A 16,484-nucleotide genomic window follows, 5' to 3' on the forward strand; every position below is an offset into this window, starting at 1 on the left:
ACTTCTGAAACAACACACGAAAGCTATAAACAAGCAATCGTGTGTGGTTGTTTCACAAAGTTACGGCGGCTATAGCGGAGGGGAAACGCCCGGCCCCATTCCGAACCCGGAAGCTAAGCCCTCCAGCGCCGATGGTACTGCACCTTAATCAGTGTGGGAGAGTAGGACACCGCCGAACACAACATCCAGAAATGCCCCGCAACCCCCTGGTTGCGGGGCATTTCTCATATCCAGCTCAACTCGGTCTGTGCCCCTGATTCGGGCCCCTGACTCAGTCGGTGCCCTTGGGAACGACGATCATCGGAACGGACACAGCGCGGAGGATCTTCGCCGCGGTCGTGCCGAGGAACAGGGTGTTGGGCGCCGCGAGCCGGCTGGATCCGACCATGACGATGTCGCCGTCCTGCCAGTCCAGCGAACCGACGGCCTCCTCGACCGTGGATCCCTGGGCAACTACTGAGCTCACCGGGAAGTCCTGTGGCAGCTGCTCTCTGGCTGCTTCCAGGCTGCGGCGCGCATGCTCGCGCGCATGATCGAGTGCCCGCTCCTCCGGCTCGGTGCGCCATGGTTGCACGTCGTCGACTGCCACCAGCGAGATCAAGCGGATCGGCCGGTGGGCACGAACACCACTCCGAAGCGCCGTCTCGAACAGCAGTGGGGTCCCGGGTCGATCGCCGATGGCGACCGAGATCTCCCGAACCTCGTCGGCACCGAGATGCGCGAACCCCGGTGGGGCCACCGCGACCGGCACCGGCGCCGAGTGCAGGATGTCGTTGACGACGGTCCCGAGCGTATGCCGCCCGCGGATGCCGCCGCCGGCGCCGCCGATCACCAACATGTCCGCCGAGGTCCGCTGGGCCTGGACGATGAGTCCCTCACCCGGATTGGGGTGTTCGGCGATGGTCGTGGTGAGTTCGATGTCGTCGGGCAGATTCTCCGCGGCCGCGTCGAGCCAACGTCTGGCGGCGCTGTCAAGGGCGTCGGAGAGCCGTTCCACCGACACCTGTTCGGACGGGTCGGCACTCTCGGGCTCGGGAGGGATGACGATGCAGAGCTCGAGTTCGGCGTCAAAGGTGCGCGCGAGACAGGCACCGAGTGCGACCGCGTCCTCGCCCCCCGAGGTGGCGATGTAGGCGACGAGCAGCTTCATCCGTACTCCCAAACGTCTCTATCCCGGTCCCCGTTCGTCGCCAGCCTAGTCATCGGGACGCAACGTCGGGGGACACGCTTAGATGGGGGCATGCGATCCCTCGTCGACGGATACCTCAGCCACATCATGGACGAATGCCACTCGGATCGGTCCGGGCACGTCGCCGACTACATCCCCGAACTCGCCGCCGTCGACCCGGAGGATTACGGGCTGTCGCTGTGCGTGCACGACGGGCACACCTACTCGCAGGGTGATTCGGCGACGACCTTCACGATCCAGTCGGTCTCCAAACCCCTCACCTACGCGATGATCCTGAAGAAGCACGGCACCGCGGCGGTCGACGCGAAGATCGGCGTGGAGCCGTCGGGGGAGGCGTTCAACGAGATCAGCGTCGACGATCGTCGCCGCCCCAAGAACCCGATGATCAACGCCGGGGCGATCTTCGCCGCGTCGATGCTCCTCCCGCCGACGCGGGATGTCGACGACGCCGCGGTGGATGCCGCGTTCCGAGAGGTGCTCGAGTTCTACTCGGGATGTGCCGGCCGGCATCTGGTCATGGACGAGGAGGTCTACGCCTCAGAGTCCGCGACGGGTTCGCGCAATCGAGCCATCGCGTACATGCTCGACAGTTTCGGCGCCCTCGAGACCAGTCCGGACGCGGCGCTCGATCTCTACTACCGGCAGTGCTCGATCCGGGTGACGACCGACGACCTCGCCGGGATCGGCGCCACCATCGCGAACGGCGGGATGAATCCCCGTACGGGCCGGACGGTGTTCTCCAATGAAACCGCGCAGCGGTTGCTGAGCGTGATGACGACGTGCGGCATGTACGACGGCGCGGGTGACTGGGTCACCTCCGTCGGACTGCCGGCCAAGAGCGGCGTCGGGGGCGGCATCCTCGCGGTGCTCCCGGGCCAGCTCGGCATCGGCGTGTACTCGCCACGGCTCGACGCCCACGGCAACAGCGTCCGCGGAGTGGATGTATGCCGCCATCTGTCGACAGACCTCGGGCTGCACATGTTCAACGTGACACGAGAGAGCCGCGTGACCATCCGCTCGGTGTACGACCTCGCCGACACTCCCGTCAGCGCCGAGTGGGGCGAACAGGAGCGCAGCTACCTCCGGACGTGTCGCGACCGGATCCGCGTCTACGAACTGCAGGGTGACCTGACCTTCGCGGGCGCCGAGAGCGTGCAGCGACGCCTCGAAGCCGACCTCGACGAGTACACCGTGGTCATCGTCGAGATCTCGCGGATCGGGGTGATCGACGCCGTCGCACGCACCATGGTGCTGAGCATCAAACGACTGCTGGACGACAGCGGGCGGCGTGCGGCTCTCGTCGACCCCGACGGCGTCGTCCGTTCCAGTGTCGACCGGCACCGCAACGATGCGGCGGTGCCCGATCTCGATGCGCCGCCGGAACTCCAGGGCTTCGATCCTGCGCTTCCACATGTGCATTCGACGATGGACGACGCGGTCATCGACGCCGAGACGTTTCTGCTGAAGCACTATTACGACCAGTGACCGCGGCATGGGCGACGCGACCGCCGGGGGTCGAGGGGAACTCGATTCCGATGCCCTAGGGTGGGCACGTGCGTCTCGTCATCGCGGAGTGTCAGGTCGATTACGTGGGGCGGTTGACCGCTCATCTGCCGATGGCTCGGCGGTTGCTGCTGATCAAGTCCGACGGATCGGTGAGCGTGCACGCCGACGACCGTGCCTACAAGCCACTGAACTGGATGAGCCCGCCGTGCTGGCTCACCGAGGCGCAGGTTCCCGACGGAACGCAGGCGCAGGCGTACTGGGTCGTCACCAACAAGGCCGGTGAAGAACTCCGCATCACCATCGCGTCGATCGAACACGACTCCCAGCACGAGCTCGGTGTCGACCCCGGGCTCGTGAAGGACGGGGTCGAGGCGCACCTGCAGGAACTGCTCGCCGAGCACGTCGAGACGCTGGGGCCGGGCCACACCCTCATCCGCCGCGAGTACATGACCGCGATCGGGCCGGTCGACCTGCTGTGTCGAGACGCGTCGGGTGCCACCGTGGCCGTCGAGATCAAACGGCGCGGTGAGATCGACGGCGTCGAGCAGCTCACCCGTTATCTCGAGCTGCTCAACCGCGACACCACGCTCGCCCCGGTTGCCGGGGTCTTCGCCGCCCAGCAGATCAAGCCGCAGGCCCGGACTCTCGCCGAGGATCGCGGAATCCGTTGTGTGGTGCTGGATTACGACGAACTGCGGGGAGCGGAGAGCACGGAGTTCCGGCTCTTCTAGAGCACGCCGAGCCGGTCAGGCGTTGGAGCGCAACTCCGACGACCGCGCCTCCGGAGACAGCTTGCGGTCGAGGAGCTCGAGGTCGTCGGCGTCGGACAGGACGGCGTACTCGGAGTCGTCGGGCTGGGCGAGCAGCTCCGGCAGCTCGGCGAGCTTCTCGCGGAGCCGGCCGAGATTCGCGGCGATGTCCTGACGTGTCTGATCGGCCGCCTGGGCGAGTTCGCGAGACCTGTCGAGCCGCTCCGTGGCGATGTCGAGCGCGGTCTGCCGGATGTGTGCGGCTTCGTCCAGGGCGCGTTCGCGCTGGTCGGCCAGCTCGGCGTCGTGGCGTTCGCGCTCGGCGCGGCGCTCGGCGGCGCTGACCGCCTCCAACTCGGCGACCTCCGCCTTGGCCTTCTCCACGAGACGACGGGCTTCGTCCTTCGCGGCCTGCATCGTCTTGGTGTGTTCGGCCTCCATCGCGGCGGTCCGCTCGGCGATGAGGCGGGCGGATTCCGACTCGTTGGCGGCCGCGGTCTCCTTGACCTGCCGCGCCCTGGCAGCGGCCTCGTCGACGAGCTTCTTCGCGGCGGTGCGTGCCTCGCCGCGGACACGCTCGGCGTCGGTCGCGGCGGAGGACCGCATGTCGGCGGCCTCCTGGCGGGCGATGGACAGTGTCTCGGCAGCCTCGGCCGAGGCCTCGGCGCGTATCTCCGACGCCTCGTCGGACGCCAGTTGCAGCATGCGGGACAGTCGCTCGCTCATGCCCTGTGCGGTGGTCGGCGGGACCGAGAGCTTGTCGACCTCGCGGCGCAGTTCGGCGATCTCCTCGCGGGCGTCCTCGAGATGCGCGGCGAGCTCGTGCGCGTTGGCGGTGGCGGCATCGCGATCGGCAGCGAGGACGCGCAGATCGGCGTCGAGCCGCTGGAGGTGGTCGGCGACCTGCTCACGGTCATAACCGCGCATCACTATCGCGAAGGGCAATTGCCGTGCTGGACCTGGCATGGCGGCCAGTGTATCGGAGAGCTCGCGGGATCTCCTCGGCGTCGGCGACGACGCGCGCGACGATTCTTGCGGTCCACGCGGTCGTGGCGAGGACGACCGCGTGGACGCGCCGACCGGTCGGGCCGTCGTTGGGTCCGTCCGGTCGGTCATGCTGAGTTGGTCAGCGGGGCAGCGACTTTCGGCAGTCGCGACCGGTCAGTGCGCGGTGGCGGCTGGCTCCACGAGTTCGAGCAGCACACCGCCGGCGTCCTTGGGGTGCACGAAGTTGATCCGCGAGTCCGCGGTGCCTCGCTTGGCGGCGGGGTAGAGGACGCGGACGCCGGCTTCGGTGAGTCGTGCGGTGACCGCGTCGACGTCGGTCACCCGCACGGCGAGCTGTTGGAGCCCGGGACCGTTGCGGTCGATGAACTTGGCGATGGTGGACGACTCGTCGAGCGGTGCGAGCAACTGGATCACCGCGCCGGTGCCACCGGCCGGTCCGACCATGGCCTCTTCGACACCCTGCTCGGCGTTCGTCTCCTGGTGCAGTGTCTCGAACCCGAGGTGGGTCGCATACCACTCTTTGGCGGCGTCGAGATCGGGGACGGCGATGCCCACGTGATCGATGGCGACGATCAGGTCGGAGATGAGTGCGGTGGTGCTGGGGTCCGTTGCAGAGGAAGACATGGGACAACGGTAGCGTTGAGGTGTTGAGCGCACAGAGCGGGCGCTCGGTTGGCCCCCTTTTCTCACACCCCGGAGGTTCTCTTCATGACTTCGACTGCCGACACGACAACGGTCATCGTCGCCGGTGCACGCACACCCTTCGGCCGCCTGCTGGGCTCGCTGAAGGACTTCAGCGGAGTGGACCTCGGTGCGGTCGCGATCAAGGGTGCGCTGGAGCGGTCGGGCGTTCCCGCGTCCGAGGTCCAGTACGTGATCATGGGCCAGGTGCTGACGGCGGGGGCCGGACAGATGCCTGCTCGACAGGCCGCGATCAAGGCCGGTATCGGCTGGGACGTCCCGACCCTGACCATCAACAAGATGTGCCTGTCGGGCATCGACGCGATCGCGCTGGCCGACCAGCTCATCCGGGCCGGCGAGTTCGACGTCGTCGTCGCCGGCGGCCAGGAGTCGATGACCCAGGCGCCGCACCTCCTGCCGGGCAGCCGCGGCGGTTTCAAGTACGGCAACACCGAGCTCGTCGACCACATGGCCTTCGACGGACTGTTCGACGCCTTCACCGATCAGCCGATGGGGGCGCTGACCGAGCAGGGCAACGACGCCGACGGATTCACCCGAGAGCAGCAGGACGAGTTCGCGGCGCGCAGCCATCGGCTCGCCGCGACCGCGTGGAAGAACGGCCTCTTCGACGACGAGGTCGTCCCGGTGTCCATCCCGCAGCGCAAGGGCGACCCGATCGAGTTCGCCGAGGACGAGGGCATCCGGGCCAACACGACCACCGAGTCGCTGTCCGGCCTGCGTCCGGCCTTCCGCAAGGACGGCACTATCACCGCGGGCAACTCGTCGCAGATCTCCGACGGCGCGGCGGCCGTCGTGGTCATGAGCAAGGCCAAGGCCGAGGAACTCGGCGTGACCTGGCTGGCGGAGATCGGCGCCCACGGCGTCGTGGCCGGTCCCGATTCAAGCCTGCAGGCGCAGCCGGCCAACGCGATCGTCAAGGCATGCGACCGCGAGGGCATCGCGCCCGCGGATCTCGACCTCATCGAGATCAACGAGGCCTTCGCCGCCGTTGGTCTGGCCTCGACCCAGCAGCTGGGGATCGACCCGGAGATCGTCAACGTCAACGGCGGCGCGATCGCCGTCGGCCACCCGATCGGTACCTCCGGTGCGCGTCTCGCGCTGCACCTCGCGCTCGAGCTGAAGCGACGCGGCGGCGGCGTCGGTGCGGCCGCGCTCTGCGGTGCCGGCGGCCAGGGTGACGCTCTGATCGTCCGGGTTCCCAAGGCATGACGAACGAGATGTCTACGACATATTGTAGTAGTTTGCTGTCCGATTCGGCACAATGAGGGCCATGCTGTCTTTCTTCGACCTGACCACACCCGCCAAGCGCTTTCGGTTCGTCGCCGTCGCCGAGGCGATCACCTGGGCTGTCCTGCTGGTCGCGATGGTCGTCAAGCGGGTCAACGACGACGACGAGGCGATCGCCAAGCCGGGAATGATCCACGGAATCGTCTTCGTGCTCTTCGTTGTCGTCGCTCTCCTCACGGCCGTGCAGCTCAAGTGGAACTCCGTGAAGTGGGAGCTGCCGGTGGGTTCGCGCCGGATCGGGATCCCGATCGTCACCCTGCTCGCGCTGGCGTCGAGCATTCCGCCGTTCGGCACGATCGTGTTCGAGTGGTGGGCGCGACGCAACGGTCATCTCGCCGAGCTGTCCACCGACCGCGCACCCAGGCAGGCGACGGCCTGACCGTCCCGACCTCGCCTCCGATCGCCCCGACGCTACGCCGGTCACGCCGCAGCGTCGGGGCGATCTTTGCACTCAACGGGTTTCTCGCGGCGATGTGGGTGGCGCACATCCCGGTCATCAGCGCGCGCACCGGAGTCGATCATGATCAGCTCGGCGGCCTGCTCCTCCTGCTCGGCGCCTCGGCATTCGTCGGGATGCAGGTCTGCGGACGTCTGATCGACCGCCGGGGTTCTCGCCCGGTGACCATCGGGGCCGCGCTGCTGCTGTCGGCGGTGATCATCGCGCCGGTGCTCGCCGTCGACGCGCTCACCCTCGCGGCCGCGCTCGTCGCCTTCGGCTTCGCCAACGGTTGCCTGGACGTGTCGATGAACGCGCAGGCGGTCGTGGTCGAACGGGCCCACCGCCGACCGATCATGTCGTCGTTCCACGGCTTCTTCTCGGCGGGCAGCCTGGTGGGATCCGGGGTGGTGGCCGCGACCCTGTGGGCTGATGTCGGTGTCATCCCCACGGTGGCCTGCGCCGCGGTGGCCGGTGTGGGCGTCGTGGCGTGGAACGCGCGCGGTCTGGCCGGTCGCGAGGTGGGGACCGACGATGCGAGTGCACGCCGTGCAGACGCCGACGGCCCCGCGTCCGGGAAGTGGTGGCACACCGTGGACCGGCGCCGCCTGGTGCTGCTGGCGGTGGTCGCGTTCGCACTCATGCTCGCCGAGGGCACCGCCTACGACTGGAGTGCACTGCACGTGGTCGAGACCTTCGGTTCCGCCGAAGCCGTCGGCGCCATCGCGTTCGGCGCATTCAGCGCGACGATGACCGTCGCGCGATTCGTCATCGATCCGGTCGTCGGGTCGGTGGGACCGGTGGCGGTCGTCCGCTACGGCGGCCTGCTCGGCACCGCCGGGATCCTGATCGCGGTGCTCTCGCCCGTACCCGCGCTCGCCATCGTGGGATGGGGTGTGTTCGGACTGGGTCTGGCGGGGCTGATCCCGCAGATCTTCACCGCGGCGGGCAATCTGTCGGGGGAGTCGAGCGGCCGGACGATCTCCGCCGTCGTCGGATGCGGATACCTCGGCATGCTCGCCGGCCCCGCGGTCGTGGGCTTCATCAGCAGCCGGACCTCGCTGAACACCGGGTTGCTGGCGGCCGTGGCGGCGCTCGTCCTCGCCGTCGTGCTCGCACCGGTCGTTCGCCCGGACCGCACGCGCACCGCCGCACCGGACGGAACGCGTTCGCCCGACGTCATCTGATTCCGCGTGGGCGGTCGTGACACACTGGAGGGGTGACGCGACCAACCAATCGTCAGCAGGCCGCCGCCGCGGCCCGACAGCAGGCGGCAGCAGCCATGGCCATGTCCGGCGCGGTGGATCTCGGCGTACTCAAGGAGCGGGCCGAAGCCGAACGCGCACAAGCGCAACGGGCCCAGTCGCAGGCCGCAGCACGACCTGCCGCGCCCGGTGAGCCGCCCGCCCAGGGCGGGCAGTCGCCGGCCGCCGGTGCGGGAACCGCGGCGGCCGCGGTCCTCGACGTCACCGAGGAGACGTTCGAGGCCGAGGTGCTCAACCGGTCGATGCAGCAACTCGTGGTCATCGACCTGTGGGCGGAATGGTGCGGGCCGTGTAAGCAGTTGTCGCCGGTCCTCGAACGCCTCGCCGCGCAGTCGGGCGGGCGCTGGGTGCTGGCGAAGGTCGACGTCGACGCCAATCCCCGTATCGCACAGGCCTTCCGGGTGCAGTCGATCCCGATGGTCGTCGCGATCGTGCAGGGACAGCCGGTGACCGCCTTCAACGGGGTGCGTTCCGAGGCCGAGATCACCCAGTGGATCGACGACATCTTCGCCCAGATCGGCGACATCCTCCCGGGCGTGCCCGACGGGCCTGCACCCGAGCCGGAGCCCGAGGACCCGAGGCTGGTCGCCGCCGAGACGAAGCTGAACGACGGCGACTTCGACGGCGCACTCGCCGACTACCGGGCGATCGCCGAGGCCGAGCCGGAGAACCTCGAAGCGGTGTCCGCCGCGCGGAACCTCGAGTTCATCCTGCGGGCGCAGGCGCACGATCCCGCCATCGTGGAGACGGCGTCCCCGCGTGACGTCGATGCGCAGCTCGCGGCCGCGGACGTCCTGCTGCTCAACCAACAGCCCGAAGCCGCGTTCGACCGCATCATCGATGTCGTGCGCGTGACCGCGGGGGAGGAGCGCACCCGGGCGCGCACCCGGCTGCTCGAGCTGTTCGAACTCTTCGATCCCGCCGAGCAGTTCGTCGTGAGCGCCCGGCGCAAGCTCGCCAGCGCCCTCTACTGACGGGTTGAGGCCACTGCCGCGGGAGTCTGAGTGGTGTGTTTCGGAACCAGGCGACTGATTCCGAAACACACCACTACTCCCGCGGCACCAGCCAGATCGCCGAGTTGGCGGGCAGCATGACCCGAGCCGACACGGGACGTCCGTGGTACGACGACCCATCCGCCGTGACCGACCCCATGTTGCCCCGCCCGGCACCGCTGTAGGCGTCGGCATCGGTGTTGAGGATCTCGTCCCAGACACCGGCCGAGGGCAACCCGACCTGATAGTCGGCGCGGTCGGAGCCGCTCAGGTTGAACAGGCACGCGACGACCGATCCGTCGGTGCCGTATCGGAGGAAACTGATCACGTTGTTGGCGGTGTCGTTGGCGTCGATCCACTCGTAACCCAGCGGATCGATGTCCTGGGTGTACAGCGCCGGCCGGGACCGGTAGATCCGGTTCAGGTCGGTGACGAGGGCCGAGATGCCGGAGTGCAGTTCGCCCTCCCAGCCCTCGAGCTGATGCCAGTCCAGACTCCGGTTGTCGGCCCATTCGCCGGTCTGCCCGAACTCCTGTCCCATGAACAGCAGTTGCTTACCGGGGTGGGACCACATGTAGGCGAGGTAGACGCGCACTCCCGCGGCCTTGGCGAACGAATCGCCCGGCATCCGCGTCCACAGCGTGCCCTTGCCGTGCACGACCTCGTCGTGGGAGAGGGGCAGCACGAAGTTCTCGCTCCACGCGTACACCAGCGAGAAGGTGATCTCGTGGTGGTGAAAGCTGCGGTGGATCTGATCGCGGGACAGATAGTCGAGGGTGTCGTGCATCCAGCCCATGTTCCACTTGAAGCTGAAGCCCAGCCCGCCGAGATCGGTCATGCGGGTCACGCCCGGCCAGGCGGTCGACTCCTCGGCGACCGTGATCACGCCCGGGAAATGTTTGTGCACAGTGGCATTGGTCTCCTGGAGGAACTGCACCGCCTCCAGGTTCTCACGGCCGCCGTGCACATTGGGGCGCCATTGCCCGGCCGGTCGTGAGTAGTCGAGGTAGAGCATCGAGGCCACCGCGTCGACGCGGAGACCGTCGATGTGGAACTCGCTGAACCAGAACAGGGCGTTCGCGACAAGGAAGTTGCGGACCTCGTGCCGGCCGAAATCGAAGACGTAGGTGCCCCAGTCGAGCTGCTCGCCGCGCATCGGGTCGGCATGCTCGTACAGCGGGGTGCCGTCGAATCGGGCCAGCGCCCAGTCGTCCTTGGGGAAGTGGGCCGGCACCCAGTCGACGATCACGGCGATGTCCCGGGAGTGCAGGTGGTCGACGAGGTAGCGGAAGTCGTCGGGCGTTCCGAAGCGGGCCGTCGGCGCGTAGTACGACGTGACCTGGTAACCCCAGGAGCCGCCGAACGGGTGCTCGGCGACGGGCAGGAACTCGACGTGGGTGAAGCCCTTCTCGACGGCGTAATCGGCCAGCTCGTGCGCGAGTTCGCGGTAGCCGAGGCCTTGGCGCCACGACGCGAGGTGGACCTCGTAGACGCTCATCGGCTCACGCTCGGGCGCGGACCGTTCCCGGCGCGCGATCCACGCGTCGTCGGTCCAGACGTGTTCGGACACGGTGACCCGGGACGCGGTTGCCGGGGGCGTGCTGGTGCGGAAGGCCATGGGGTCGGCCTTGTCGCGGATGACGCCGTCGGCGCCATGGACCCGGAACTTGTAGTGGGTCCCGTCGCCGACGTCGGGGATGAAGACCTCCCACACCCCGCTGACCCCGACCCTGCGCATCGGTGCAACCCGCCCGGTCCAGTCGTCGAAGTCGCCGATCACGGTGACACCGTGGGCATTCGGCGCCCACACGGAGAAGGCGGTGCCGTGCACGTCGCCGTCGGCGGTCGTGTACGACGTCACCCGCGCACCGAGGGCGTTCCACAGTTCCTCGTGGCGGCCCTCGCTGAACAGATGGATGTCGACGTCGCCGAGGCTCGGGAGGAACCGGTAACCGTCGGCCACGACGAACTCCGAGGTGCTCCCGGTGGAATCGGGGTAGACGACGCGGTACCGGTAGTCCATGAGGTCGGCCATCGGCACGGTGACCACCCACAGGTCGTCGGTCTGGCGGGTCATCGGATGATCGACTCCGCCGATGACCGCCGACACCGAGATCGCGTTCGGGCGCAAGGTGCGCAGGATCGTCGCGCCGCCGGGCGCGTCGTGGGCGCCGAGGAAGGCGTGTGGATCGGGATGGGTCTGCGCCGCGAGCCGACGCAGGTCGTGGTCGGTCGCGTAGGGGTCGGGTAGGTCTGGCGGATCGGTGCGATCGGTCACTGTTACCTCACTGGATCCGATAGGCGAGCTGTTGTGCGGCAACAGGTTCGAGGGGCGGCAAGGCGAGGATGTGCGCCACCGACCGCCAGGGCTCGAGCCGGACGTAGTTGTCCTGGCCCCACCAGTACTCCTCGCCGGAGACCTCGTCGCGGACGGGGAAGCGGTCGTACCACTCGAAGCCGAGCTTCGGCAGGTCGAGCCAGACCGTGGAGTCCTCGGGACCGAACGGGTTCAGGTTGATCACGACGATGACCCGGTCGCCCGACACCGGGTCGATCTTCGAGTAGGCGATCAGCGACGGGTTGTCGACATGGTGGAAATGGATGTTGCGCAGCTGCTGCAGTGCGGGGTGCCGGCGCCGGATCTCGTTCAGCGAGGTGATCCACGGCTCGAGCGACTCGCCGCGGCTCGCCGCCGCCTTGTAGTCACGGGGCCGCAGCTCGTACTTCTCCGAATTGAGGTACTCCTCGCTGCCCTCGGTCACGGCGACGTGCTCGTACAGCTCGTATCCGCTGTAGACACCCCATGTCGGGGCCAGGGTCGCGGCGAGCGCGGCGCGCAGTGCGAACATGCCCGGACCGCCGTGCTGGAGACTCTCGTGCAGGATGTCGGGGGTGTTGACGAAGAGGTTGGGGCGGGCCTCGTCGGCGTGGTCGGCGATCTCCCGGCCGAACTGCTCGAGCTCCCACTTCAGCGTCTTCCAGGTGAAGTAGGTGTAGCTCTGGCTGAAGCCGAGCCGGGCGAGGCCGTAGAGCCGCGCCGGCCGCGTGAAGGACTCGGAGAGGAAGAGAACGTCGGGGTGCCGCTTCTTCACCTCACTGATCAGCCACTCCCAGAAGTTCGGCGGCTTGGTGTGCGGATTGTCGACGCGGAAGATGTCGACTCCGAGCCCGACCCAGTGCAGGACGACTTTGAGGACCGCACGGTAGATGCCGTTGCGGTCGTTGTCGAAGTTCAGCGGGTAGATGTCCTGGTACTTCTTCGGCGGGTTCTCCGCGAACGCGATGGTGCCGTCGGGCTGGGTGGTGAACCACTCCGGATGCTCGAGCGCCCAGGGATGATCCGGTGCGCACTGCAGGGCCAGATCGAGAGCGACCTCGAGGCCGAGTTCGCGAGCCCGGCCGACGAAGTACTCGAAGTCCTCCTCGGTGCCGAGGAGGGGATGGATGGCGTCGTGCCCGCCGTCGGAGGATCCGATGGCCCACGGCGAACCGACATCCTCGGGTCCCGCGACGAGGGTGTTGTTGGGGCCCTTGCGGTTGATCTCGCCGATCGGGTGGATCGGCGGCAGGTAGACGACGTCGAAGCCCATGTCCGCGACGCGCGGCAGATCCTGGGCGGCGGTGAGGAACGTGCCGTGGACGGGATTGCCCTCACCGTCCCAGCCGCCGGTCGAGCGCGGGAACAGTTCGTACCACGAGCCGAACAGGGCGCGCTTGCGATCGACCCACACCCGGTAGGTACGGCTCTTGGTGACGAGCTCCCGGACGGGATGGGCGGTCAGCAGTTCGACGACCTCGTCGGAGACCGCCAGACCCACCCGGTTCTCGACACGGCGACGACGTGCGCGGAGCTGGCGCGCGGCGTCGAGCAGGAGTTCTCGGTCATCACCGGCGACCAGGTCGGCTGCGGTGTCCAGTACCCGCGCGCCGGTCTCGATGTCGTTGGCGAGGTCGGCGGCGCCCTGCCCGGCGTCGAGCTTCTTGATGACGGCCGAGCGCCAGGTGACGTACGGGTCGCTCCAGGCCTCGATGCGGTAGGTCCAGAATCCGACGGCGTCGGGCACGAAGGCCGCGTTGAAGGTGTCCGGCTCCGGTGCCGGAACCATTCGGACGTCGAAGGACTCGCGTCGGGGTGTCTCGACGTGCAGCGTGACACCGATGGCGTCGTGTCCTTCACGCCAGGCTGTGGTGCTGACCGGGAAGTATTCTCCCACAACAGCTTTCGCCGGCTGCTGGCCTGCTGACACAAGGGGTGCGATGTCGTCGATACCCATGCGCCCGATCACGTGGAGCCTCCTGTCGTCAGCTCCCGTGACTGGCCGGGGTGCGCTGTCGGTCTCGCCTTCGTTGGTATCACCGGTTCCCAACCTAGTGCCCCGCGGACGGGATTGTCTTGTCATGGTCCGCGCGCCGTGTCGGCCGGACGGGGACTGCCGGGGTCGGTCGAGGTCAGCCCACCGAGCGCGCGGGATCGGTGAGCCGGGCGAGAGCCGAGCGGACCACCGCGGGGTCGGTGGTCCGCCACATCGGGGGCAACGACGCGAGCAGATAGCCGCCGTAACCGGCCGTCGCCAACCGGGAGTCGAGGACCGCGACGACACCGCGGTCGTCGACCGAGCGCAGCAACCGTCCGGCCCCCTGGGCGAGGAGCAGGGCGGCGTGGTTGGCCGCGACGGAGAGGAATCCGTTGCCGCCGCGGGCGTCGACTGCCCGCTGCCGAGCTGTCAGCAACGGGTCGTCGGGACGAGGAAAAGGGATGCGGTCGATGAGGACCAGGCTCAGTGACGGTCCGGGGACGTCCACCCCCTGCCAGAGGGACAGCGTGCCGAACAGGCAGGTCGCGGGGTCGTCGGCGAACCGCCGGACGAGGGTGGAGGTGGTGTCGTCGCCCTGGCACAGCACCGGGTGGTCCGTGCGGTCGCGGATCGCGTCGGCCGCTTCGCGGGCCGCACGCATCGAGGAGAACAGGCCGAGGGTACGACCGCCGGCGGCGTTCACGAGCTCGGCGATCTCGTCCATCGCCCGAGACGAGATACCCGAGCGGTCGGGCCGCGGGAGGTGGCGCGCGACGTAGAGGATCGCCGACCGCGGGTAGTCGAACGGCGAACCGGCGTCGAGGCCGGTCCAGCGGGCCGAACCCGAATCGGACGGAACCGCCTTGCCGCTCGCAGTGACATCGGAGACGTTCGCCTCGTCCGTCACCGGACGGTCTGTTCCGCGCCCCGACGCGGGCAGTCCCCAGGTGGCGGCGAGGGCGTCGAAGGACCCGCCGATCGTGAGCGTCGCCGAGGTGAGGACGACGGTGGCGTCGGCGAACAGCGAGGCGCGCAGCAGGCCGCCGACCGACAGCGGCGCGATGTGCAGAACCGGCCGGGGTTCGGTCCCGCGGCGTGAGGTGTCCAGCGACGCCCACACGACGTCGCGTCGTTTGGCCTCGTCGGGTTCGTCGAACGCACCGAGAACCCGGACGACGGTGTCGTGCATGTCCTCGAGCGAGGTGAGCGCGGCGGATCGGGCGGCGGCCGCGCCGTCGTCGGCGCCGGCCATCCGCACGGGTCCGATGGCGGTGCGTGCCTGCCACAGTCGATCCCGGAGCATGACCAGCACCGCGGTCGCGTCGGCCGGCAGACCGGTCCACTGGCGCATCGGGGCCGCGTCGAGCAGGTCGCCCAGTTGCTCACCGGCGCCCAGGAGGGCATCGGCGGTCTCCTCGTCGACGAGTTTCCCGCACCGGCGCGCGACGAGCGCCACCGAGACAGCCGACAACTCGTCGGCGGCGACCGAGGTCATCCGGTCGACGAGCTCGTGGGCCTCGTCGATGATGACGACGTCGTGTTCGGGCAGGACGTTCGCCGGGCTGGTGGCGTTGATGGCCAGCAGCGCGTGGTTGGTGACCACGACGTCGACCTTCCCGGACCGCCGGCGCGACTGCTCGGCGAAGCAGTCCTCGCCGTAGGAGCAGTTGGCCGCGCCCAGGCACTCGCGGGCGGTGACGCTGACCTGTCGCCACGACCGGTCGGACACACCCGGGACCAGGTCGTCCCGGTCGCCGGTCTCGGTGTCGCTGCTCCACCCCCGAAGGCGCGTCACCTCGCGGCCGGTGCGCGACAACTCGAACGGGTCGAACAGCTCGGTGTCCGGCTCATCGGCGGTGCCGGAGTGGATCTTGTTCAGGCACAAGTAGTTTCCGCGGCCCTTCAGGATCGCGAAGGTGGGCTCCCGGCCGATCGGTTTCTTCAGCGCCTTGGCCAGGCGGGGGAGATCGCGTTCGATGAGCTGGCGCTGCAGGGCGATCGTCGCCGTGGACACCACGACGGTCCGGCCGCTCTCGACCGCGTGCCGGATGGCCGGCACGAGGTAGGCCAGCGATTTACCGGTGCCGGTGCCTGCCTGGACGGCGAGATGCTCACCGGTGTCGATGGCGTGCGCGACCGCGGACGCCATCGCGACCTGGCCGTCGCGGCGACGACCGCCGAGTGCGGTGACCGCCGCGTCGAGCAGGTCGGTCACCGGGGGTGTGTTGGGCATGAGGTGGGTTCCGGTTGTCCTTGCTGTGGTCGCGGTGGGAGACGCGGCCGGGTACGGGGTGTTGTGTTCAGACGTGTCGCGGTCCCGGTCGGTTCCCTCGATGTCGAGATCGCGGCGGGCTACCCGGTGTGGCTCGACCCGTCGTAGAGCAGGTCGCCCACGAGTTCGACACCTGCCTCCCGCAGCGCCGACAGCGCCTTCGAGGTCGTCTCCGGCGCGACGCCGGCCGTGAAGTTGAGAAGGACCCGCGTGGTGAATCCGGCTGCCACCGCGTCGAGCGCGGTCGCCCGCACGCAGTGGTCGGTGGCGATGCCGACGATGTCGACCGTCTTGACCTTCCGCTCGCGCAGCCAGACGGCGAGGGTCGACCCGTCCTCGGCCGCCCCCTCGAAACCGGAGTACGCGGCGCTGTATTCGCCCTTGGAGAAGATCTCGTGGGCCGCGCCGGCGTCGAACTCGCGATGGAACGCCACACCGTCGGTGCCGACACGGCAATGGGGCGGCCAGGTGTCGACGTAGTCGGGGTCGTCGGAGAAGTGGTCACCGGGGTCGATGTGGTAATCGCGGGTCGCGACGACGGTCCGGTACTCGTCGAGGATCGACGTGACCGCCCGCGCGACCGCGGCGCCGCCGTTCACCCCGAGGGCGCCGCCCTCGCAGAAGTCGTTCTGCACGTCGACGACGATCAGCGCGTCGGCGGGCCGGGTGCCGTCGCTGCGTTCGGCGCTCATCCGTTTCTCCTGTCGTCGAGGGGCATCGGGTTCCTCCTGGCGTCGGGGCCCATCGCCAAATTGCCGGCGTCGATGGGTTGGGACTGTGCGG

The 16,484-nt window shown here is 68.7% G+C and carries 13 protein-coding genes and 1 rRNA gene; 7 read left to right on the forward strand and 7 right to left on the reverse strand.

The genetic code is table 11. From position 1 onward, the window contains the following. The first annotated feature begins 61 nt into the window (after positions 1-61). Positions 62-178: ribosomal RNA gene (rrf, locus tag AMD30_RS03420) — 5S ribosomal RNA — on the forward strand. A 93-nt stretch (positions 179-271) separates the two neighbouring features. Here rrf and AMD30_RS03425 read toward each other — a convergent pair. Continuing rightward, positions 272-1,150 (reverse strand): universal stress protein, encoded by an 879-nt coding sequence (locus tag AMD30_RS03425; protein ID WP_010841721.1) that lies wholly within the window; start codon positions 1,148-1,150, stop codon positions 272-274. Positions 1,151-1,240: 90 nt separating this feature from the next. Between AMD30_RS03425 and glsA the strand changes: the two genes are divergently transcribed. Beyond that, positions 1,241-2,674: a glutaminase A gene (gene glsA / locus AMD30_RS03430; protein ID WP_055474729.1), complete on the forward strand. Its 1,434-nt coding sequence runs from the start codon at positions 1,241-1,243 to the stop codon at positions 2,672-2,674. A 68-nt stretch (positions 2,675-2,742) separates the two neighbouring features. Then, positions 2,743-3,426, forward strand: coding sequence for an endonuclease NucS (gene nucS / locus AMD30_RS03435; RefSeq protein WP_010841719.1), 684 nt, complete (start codon positions 2,743-2,745; stop codon positions 3,424-3,426). A 15-nt stretch (positions 3,427-3,441) separates the two neighbouring features. Here the strand turns inward: nucS and AMD30_RS03440 are convergent, their stop codons facing one another. Together AMD30_RS03440 and mce are read right to left on the reverse strand one after the other, a co-directional pair. Beyond that, complete coding sequence (locus tag AMD30_RS03440; RefSeq protein ID WP_035717065.1) at positions 3,442-4,410, reverse strand: hypothetical protein; 969 nt, start codon at positions 4,408-4,410, stop codon at positions 3,442-3,444. Positions 4,411-4,605: 195 nt separating this feature from the next. Further along, complete coding sequence (gene mce, locus AMD30_RS03445; RefSeq protein WP_010841717.1) at positions 4,606-5,076, reverse strand: methylmalonyl-CoA epimerase; 471 nt, start codon at positions 5,074-5,076, stop codon at positions 4,606-4,608. An 84-nt stretch (positions 5,077-5,160) separates the two neighbouring features. Here mce and AMD30_RS03450 point away from each other — a divergent pair, with 84 nt between their 5' ends. The 4 genes from AMD30_RS03450 (at position 5,161) to AMD30_RS03465 (ending at position 9,116) form a co-directional block, all read left to right on the forward strand. Next, entirely contained in the window at positions 5,161-6,363 is a 1,203-nt protein-coding gene (locus AMD30_RS03450; RefSeq protein WP_010841716.1) for an acetyl-CoA C-acetyltransferase, read from the forward strand. Positions 6,364-6,424: 61 nt separating this feature from the next. Continuing rightward, complete coding sequence (locus AMD30_RS03455; RefSeq protein ID WP_010841715.1) at positions 6,425-6,820, forward strand: DUF3817 domain-containing protein; 396 nt, start codon at positions 6,425-6,427, stop codon at positions 6,818-6,820. A 92-nt stretch (positions 6,821-6,912) separates the two neighbouring features. Continuing rightward, positions 6,913-8,064 (forward strand): MFS transporter, encoded by a 1,152-nt coding sequence (locus tag AMD30_RS03460; RefSeq protein WP_010841714.1) that lies wholly within the window; start codon positions 6,913-6,915, stop codon positions 8,062-8,064. A 95-nt stretch (positions 8,065-8,159) separates the two neighbouring features. Further along, positions 8,160-9,116: a tetratricopeptide repeat protein gene (locus AMD30_RS03465; protein WP_010841713.1), complete on the forward strand. Its 957-nt coding sequence runs from the start codon at positions 8,160-8,162 to the stop codon at positions 9,114-9,116. A 73-nt stretch (positions 9,117-9,189) separates the two neighbouring features. Here the strand turns inward: AMD30_RS03465 and glgB are convergent, their stop codons facing one another. The 4 genes from glgB to AMD30_RS03485 form a co-directional block, all read right to left on the reverse strand. Next, entirely contained in the window at positions 9,190-11,412 is a 2,223-nt protein-coding gene (gene glgB, locus AMD30_RS03470; RefSeq protein WP_010841712.1) for a 1,4-alpha-glucan branching protein GlgB, read from the reverse strand. Positions 11,413-11,419: 7 nt separating this feature from the next. Continuing rightward, entirely contained in the window at positions 11,420-13,420 is a 2,001-nt protein-coding gene (locus tag AMD30_RS03475) for a maltotransferase domain-containing protein (protein WP_010841711.1), read from the reverse strand. A 163-nt stretch (positions 13,421-13,583) separates the two neighbouring features. After that, positions 13,584-15,662: an ATP-dependent DNA helicase gene (locus AMD30_RS03480; RefSeq protein WP_010841710.1), complete on the reverse strand. Its 2,079-nt coding sequence runs from the start codon at positions 15,660-15,662 to the stop codon at positions 13,584-13,586. A gap of 119 nt (positions 15,663-15,781) precedes the next feature. Next, positions 15,782-16,393 carry an isochorismatase family protein gene (locus AMD30_RS03485; RefSeq protein WP_010841709.1) on the reverse strand — a complete coding sequence of 204 codons (612 nt, stop codon included), beginning with the start codon at positions 16,391-16,393 and terminating at the stop codon, positions 15,782-15,784. Positions 16,394-16,484 lie beyond the last annotated feature (91 nt).

The sequence above is a fragment of the Gordonia sp. HS-NH1 genome, from assembly GCF_001418765.1.
GTDB lineage: Bacteria > Actinomycetota > Actinomycetes > Mycobacteriales > Mycobacteriaceae > Gordonia.

Bases quoted from the DNA above. Each gene is read 5' to 3' on its own strand.
- AMD30_RS03485 (WP_010841709.1), bottom strand. From the start codon at position 16,393: ATGAGCGCCGAACGCAGCGACGGCACCCGGCCCGCCGACGCGCTGATC.
- AMD30_RS03455 (WP_010841715.1), top strand. From the start codon at position 6,425: ATGCTGTCTTTCTTCGACCTGACCACACCCGCCAAGCGCTTTCGGTTC.
- AMD30_RS03450 (WP_010841716.1), top strand. From the start codon at position 5,161: ATGACTTCGACTGCCGACACGACAACGGTCATCGTCGCCGGTGCACGC.
- AMD30_RS03480 (WP_010841710.1), bottom strand. From the start codon at position 15,662: ATGCCCAACACACCCCCGGTGACCGACCTGCTCGACGCGGCGGTCACC.
- AMD30_RS03440 (WP_035717065.1), bottom strand. From the start codon at position 4,410: ATGCCAGGTCCAGCACGGCAATTGCCCTTCGCGATAGTGATGCGCGGT.
- AMD30_RS03460 (WP_010841714.1), top strand. From the start codon at position 6,913: ATGTGGGTGGCGCACATCCCGGTCATCAGCGCGCGCACCGGAGTCGAT.
- mce (WP_010841717.1), bottom strand. From the start codon at position 5,076: ATGTCTTCCTCTGCAACGGACCCCAGCACCACCGCACTCATCTCCGAC.
- glsA (WP_055474729.1), top strand. From the start codon at position 1,241: ATGCGATCCCTCGTCGACGGATACCTCAGCCACATCATGGACGAATGC.
- AMD30_RS03465 (WP_010841713.1), top strand. From the start codon at position 8,160: ATGGCCATGTCCGGCGCGGTGGATCTCGGCGTACTCAAGGAGCGGGCC.
- AMD30_RS03425 (WP_010841721.1), bottom strand. From the start codon at position 1,150: ATGAAGCTGCTCGTCGCCTACATCGCCACCTCGGGGGGCGAGGACGCG.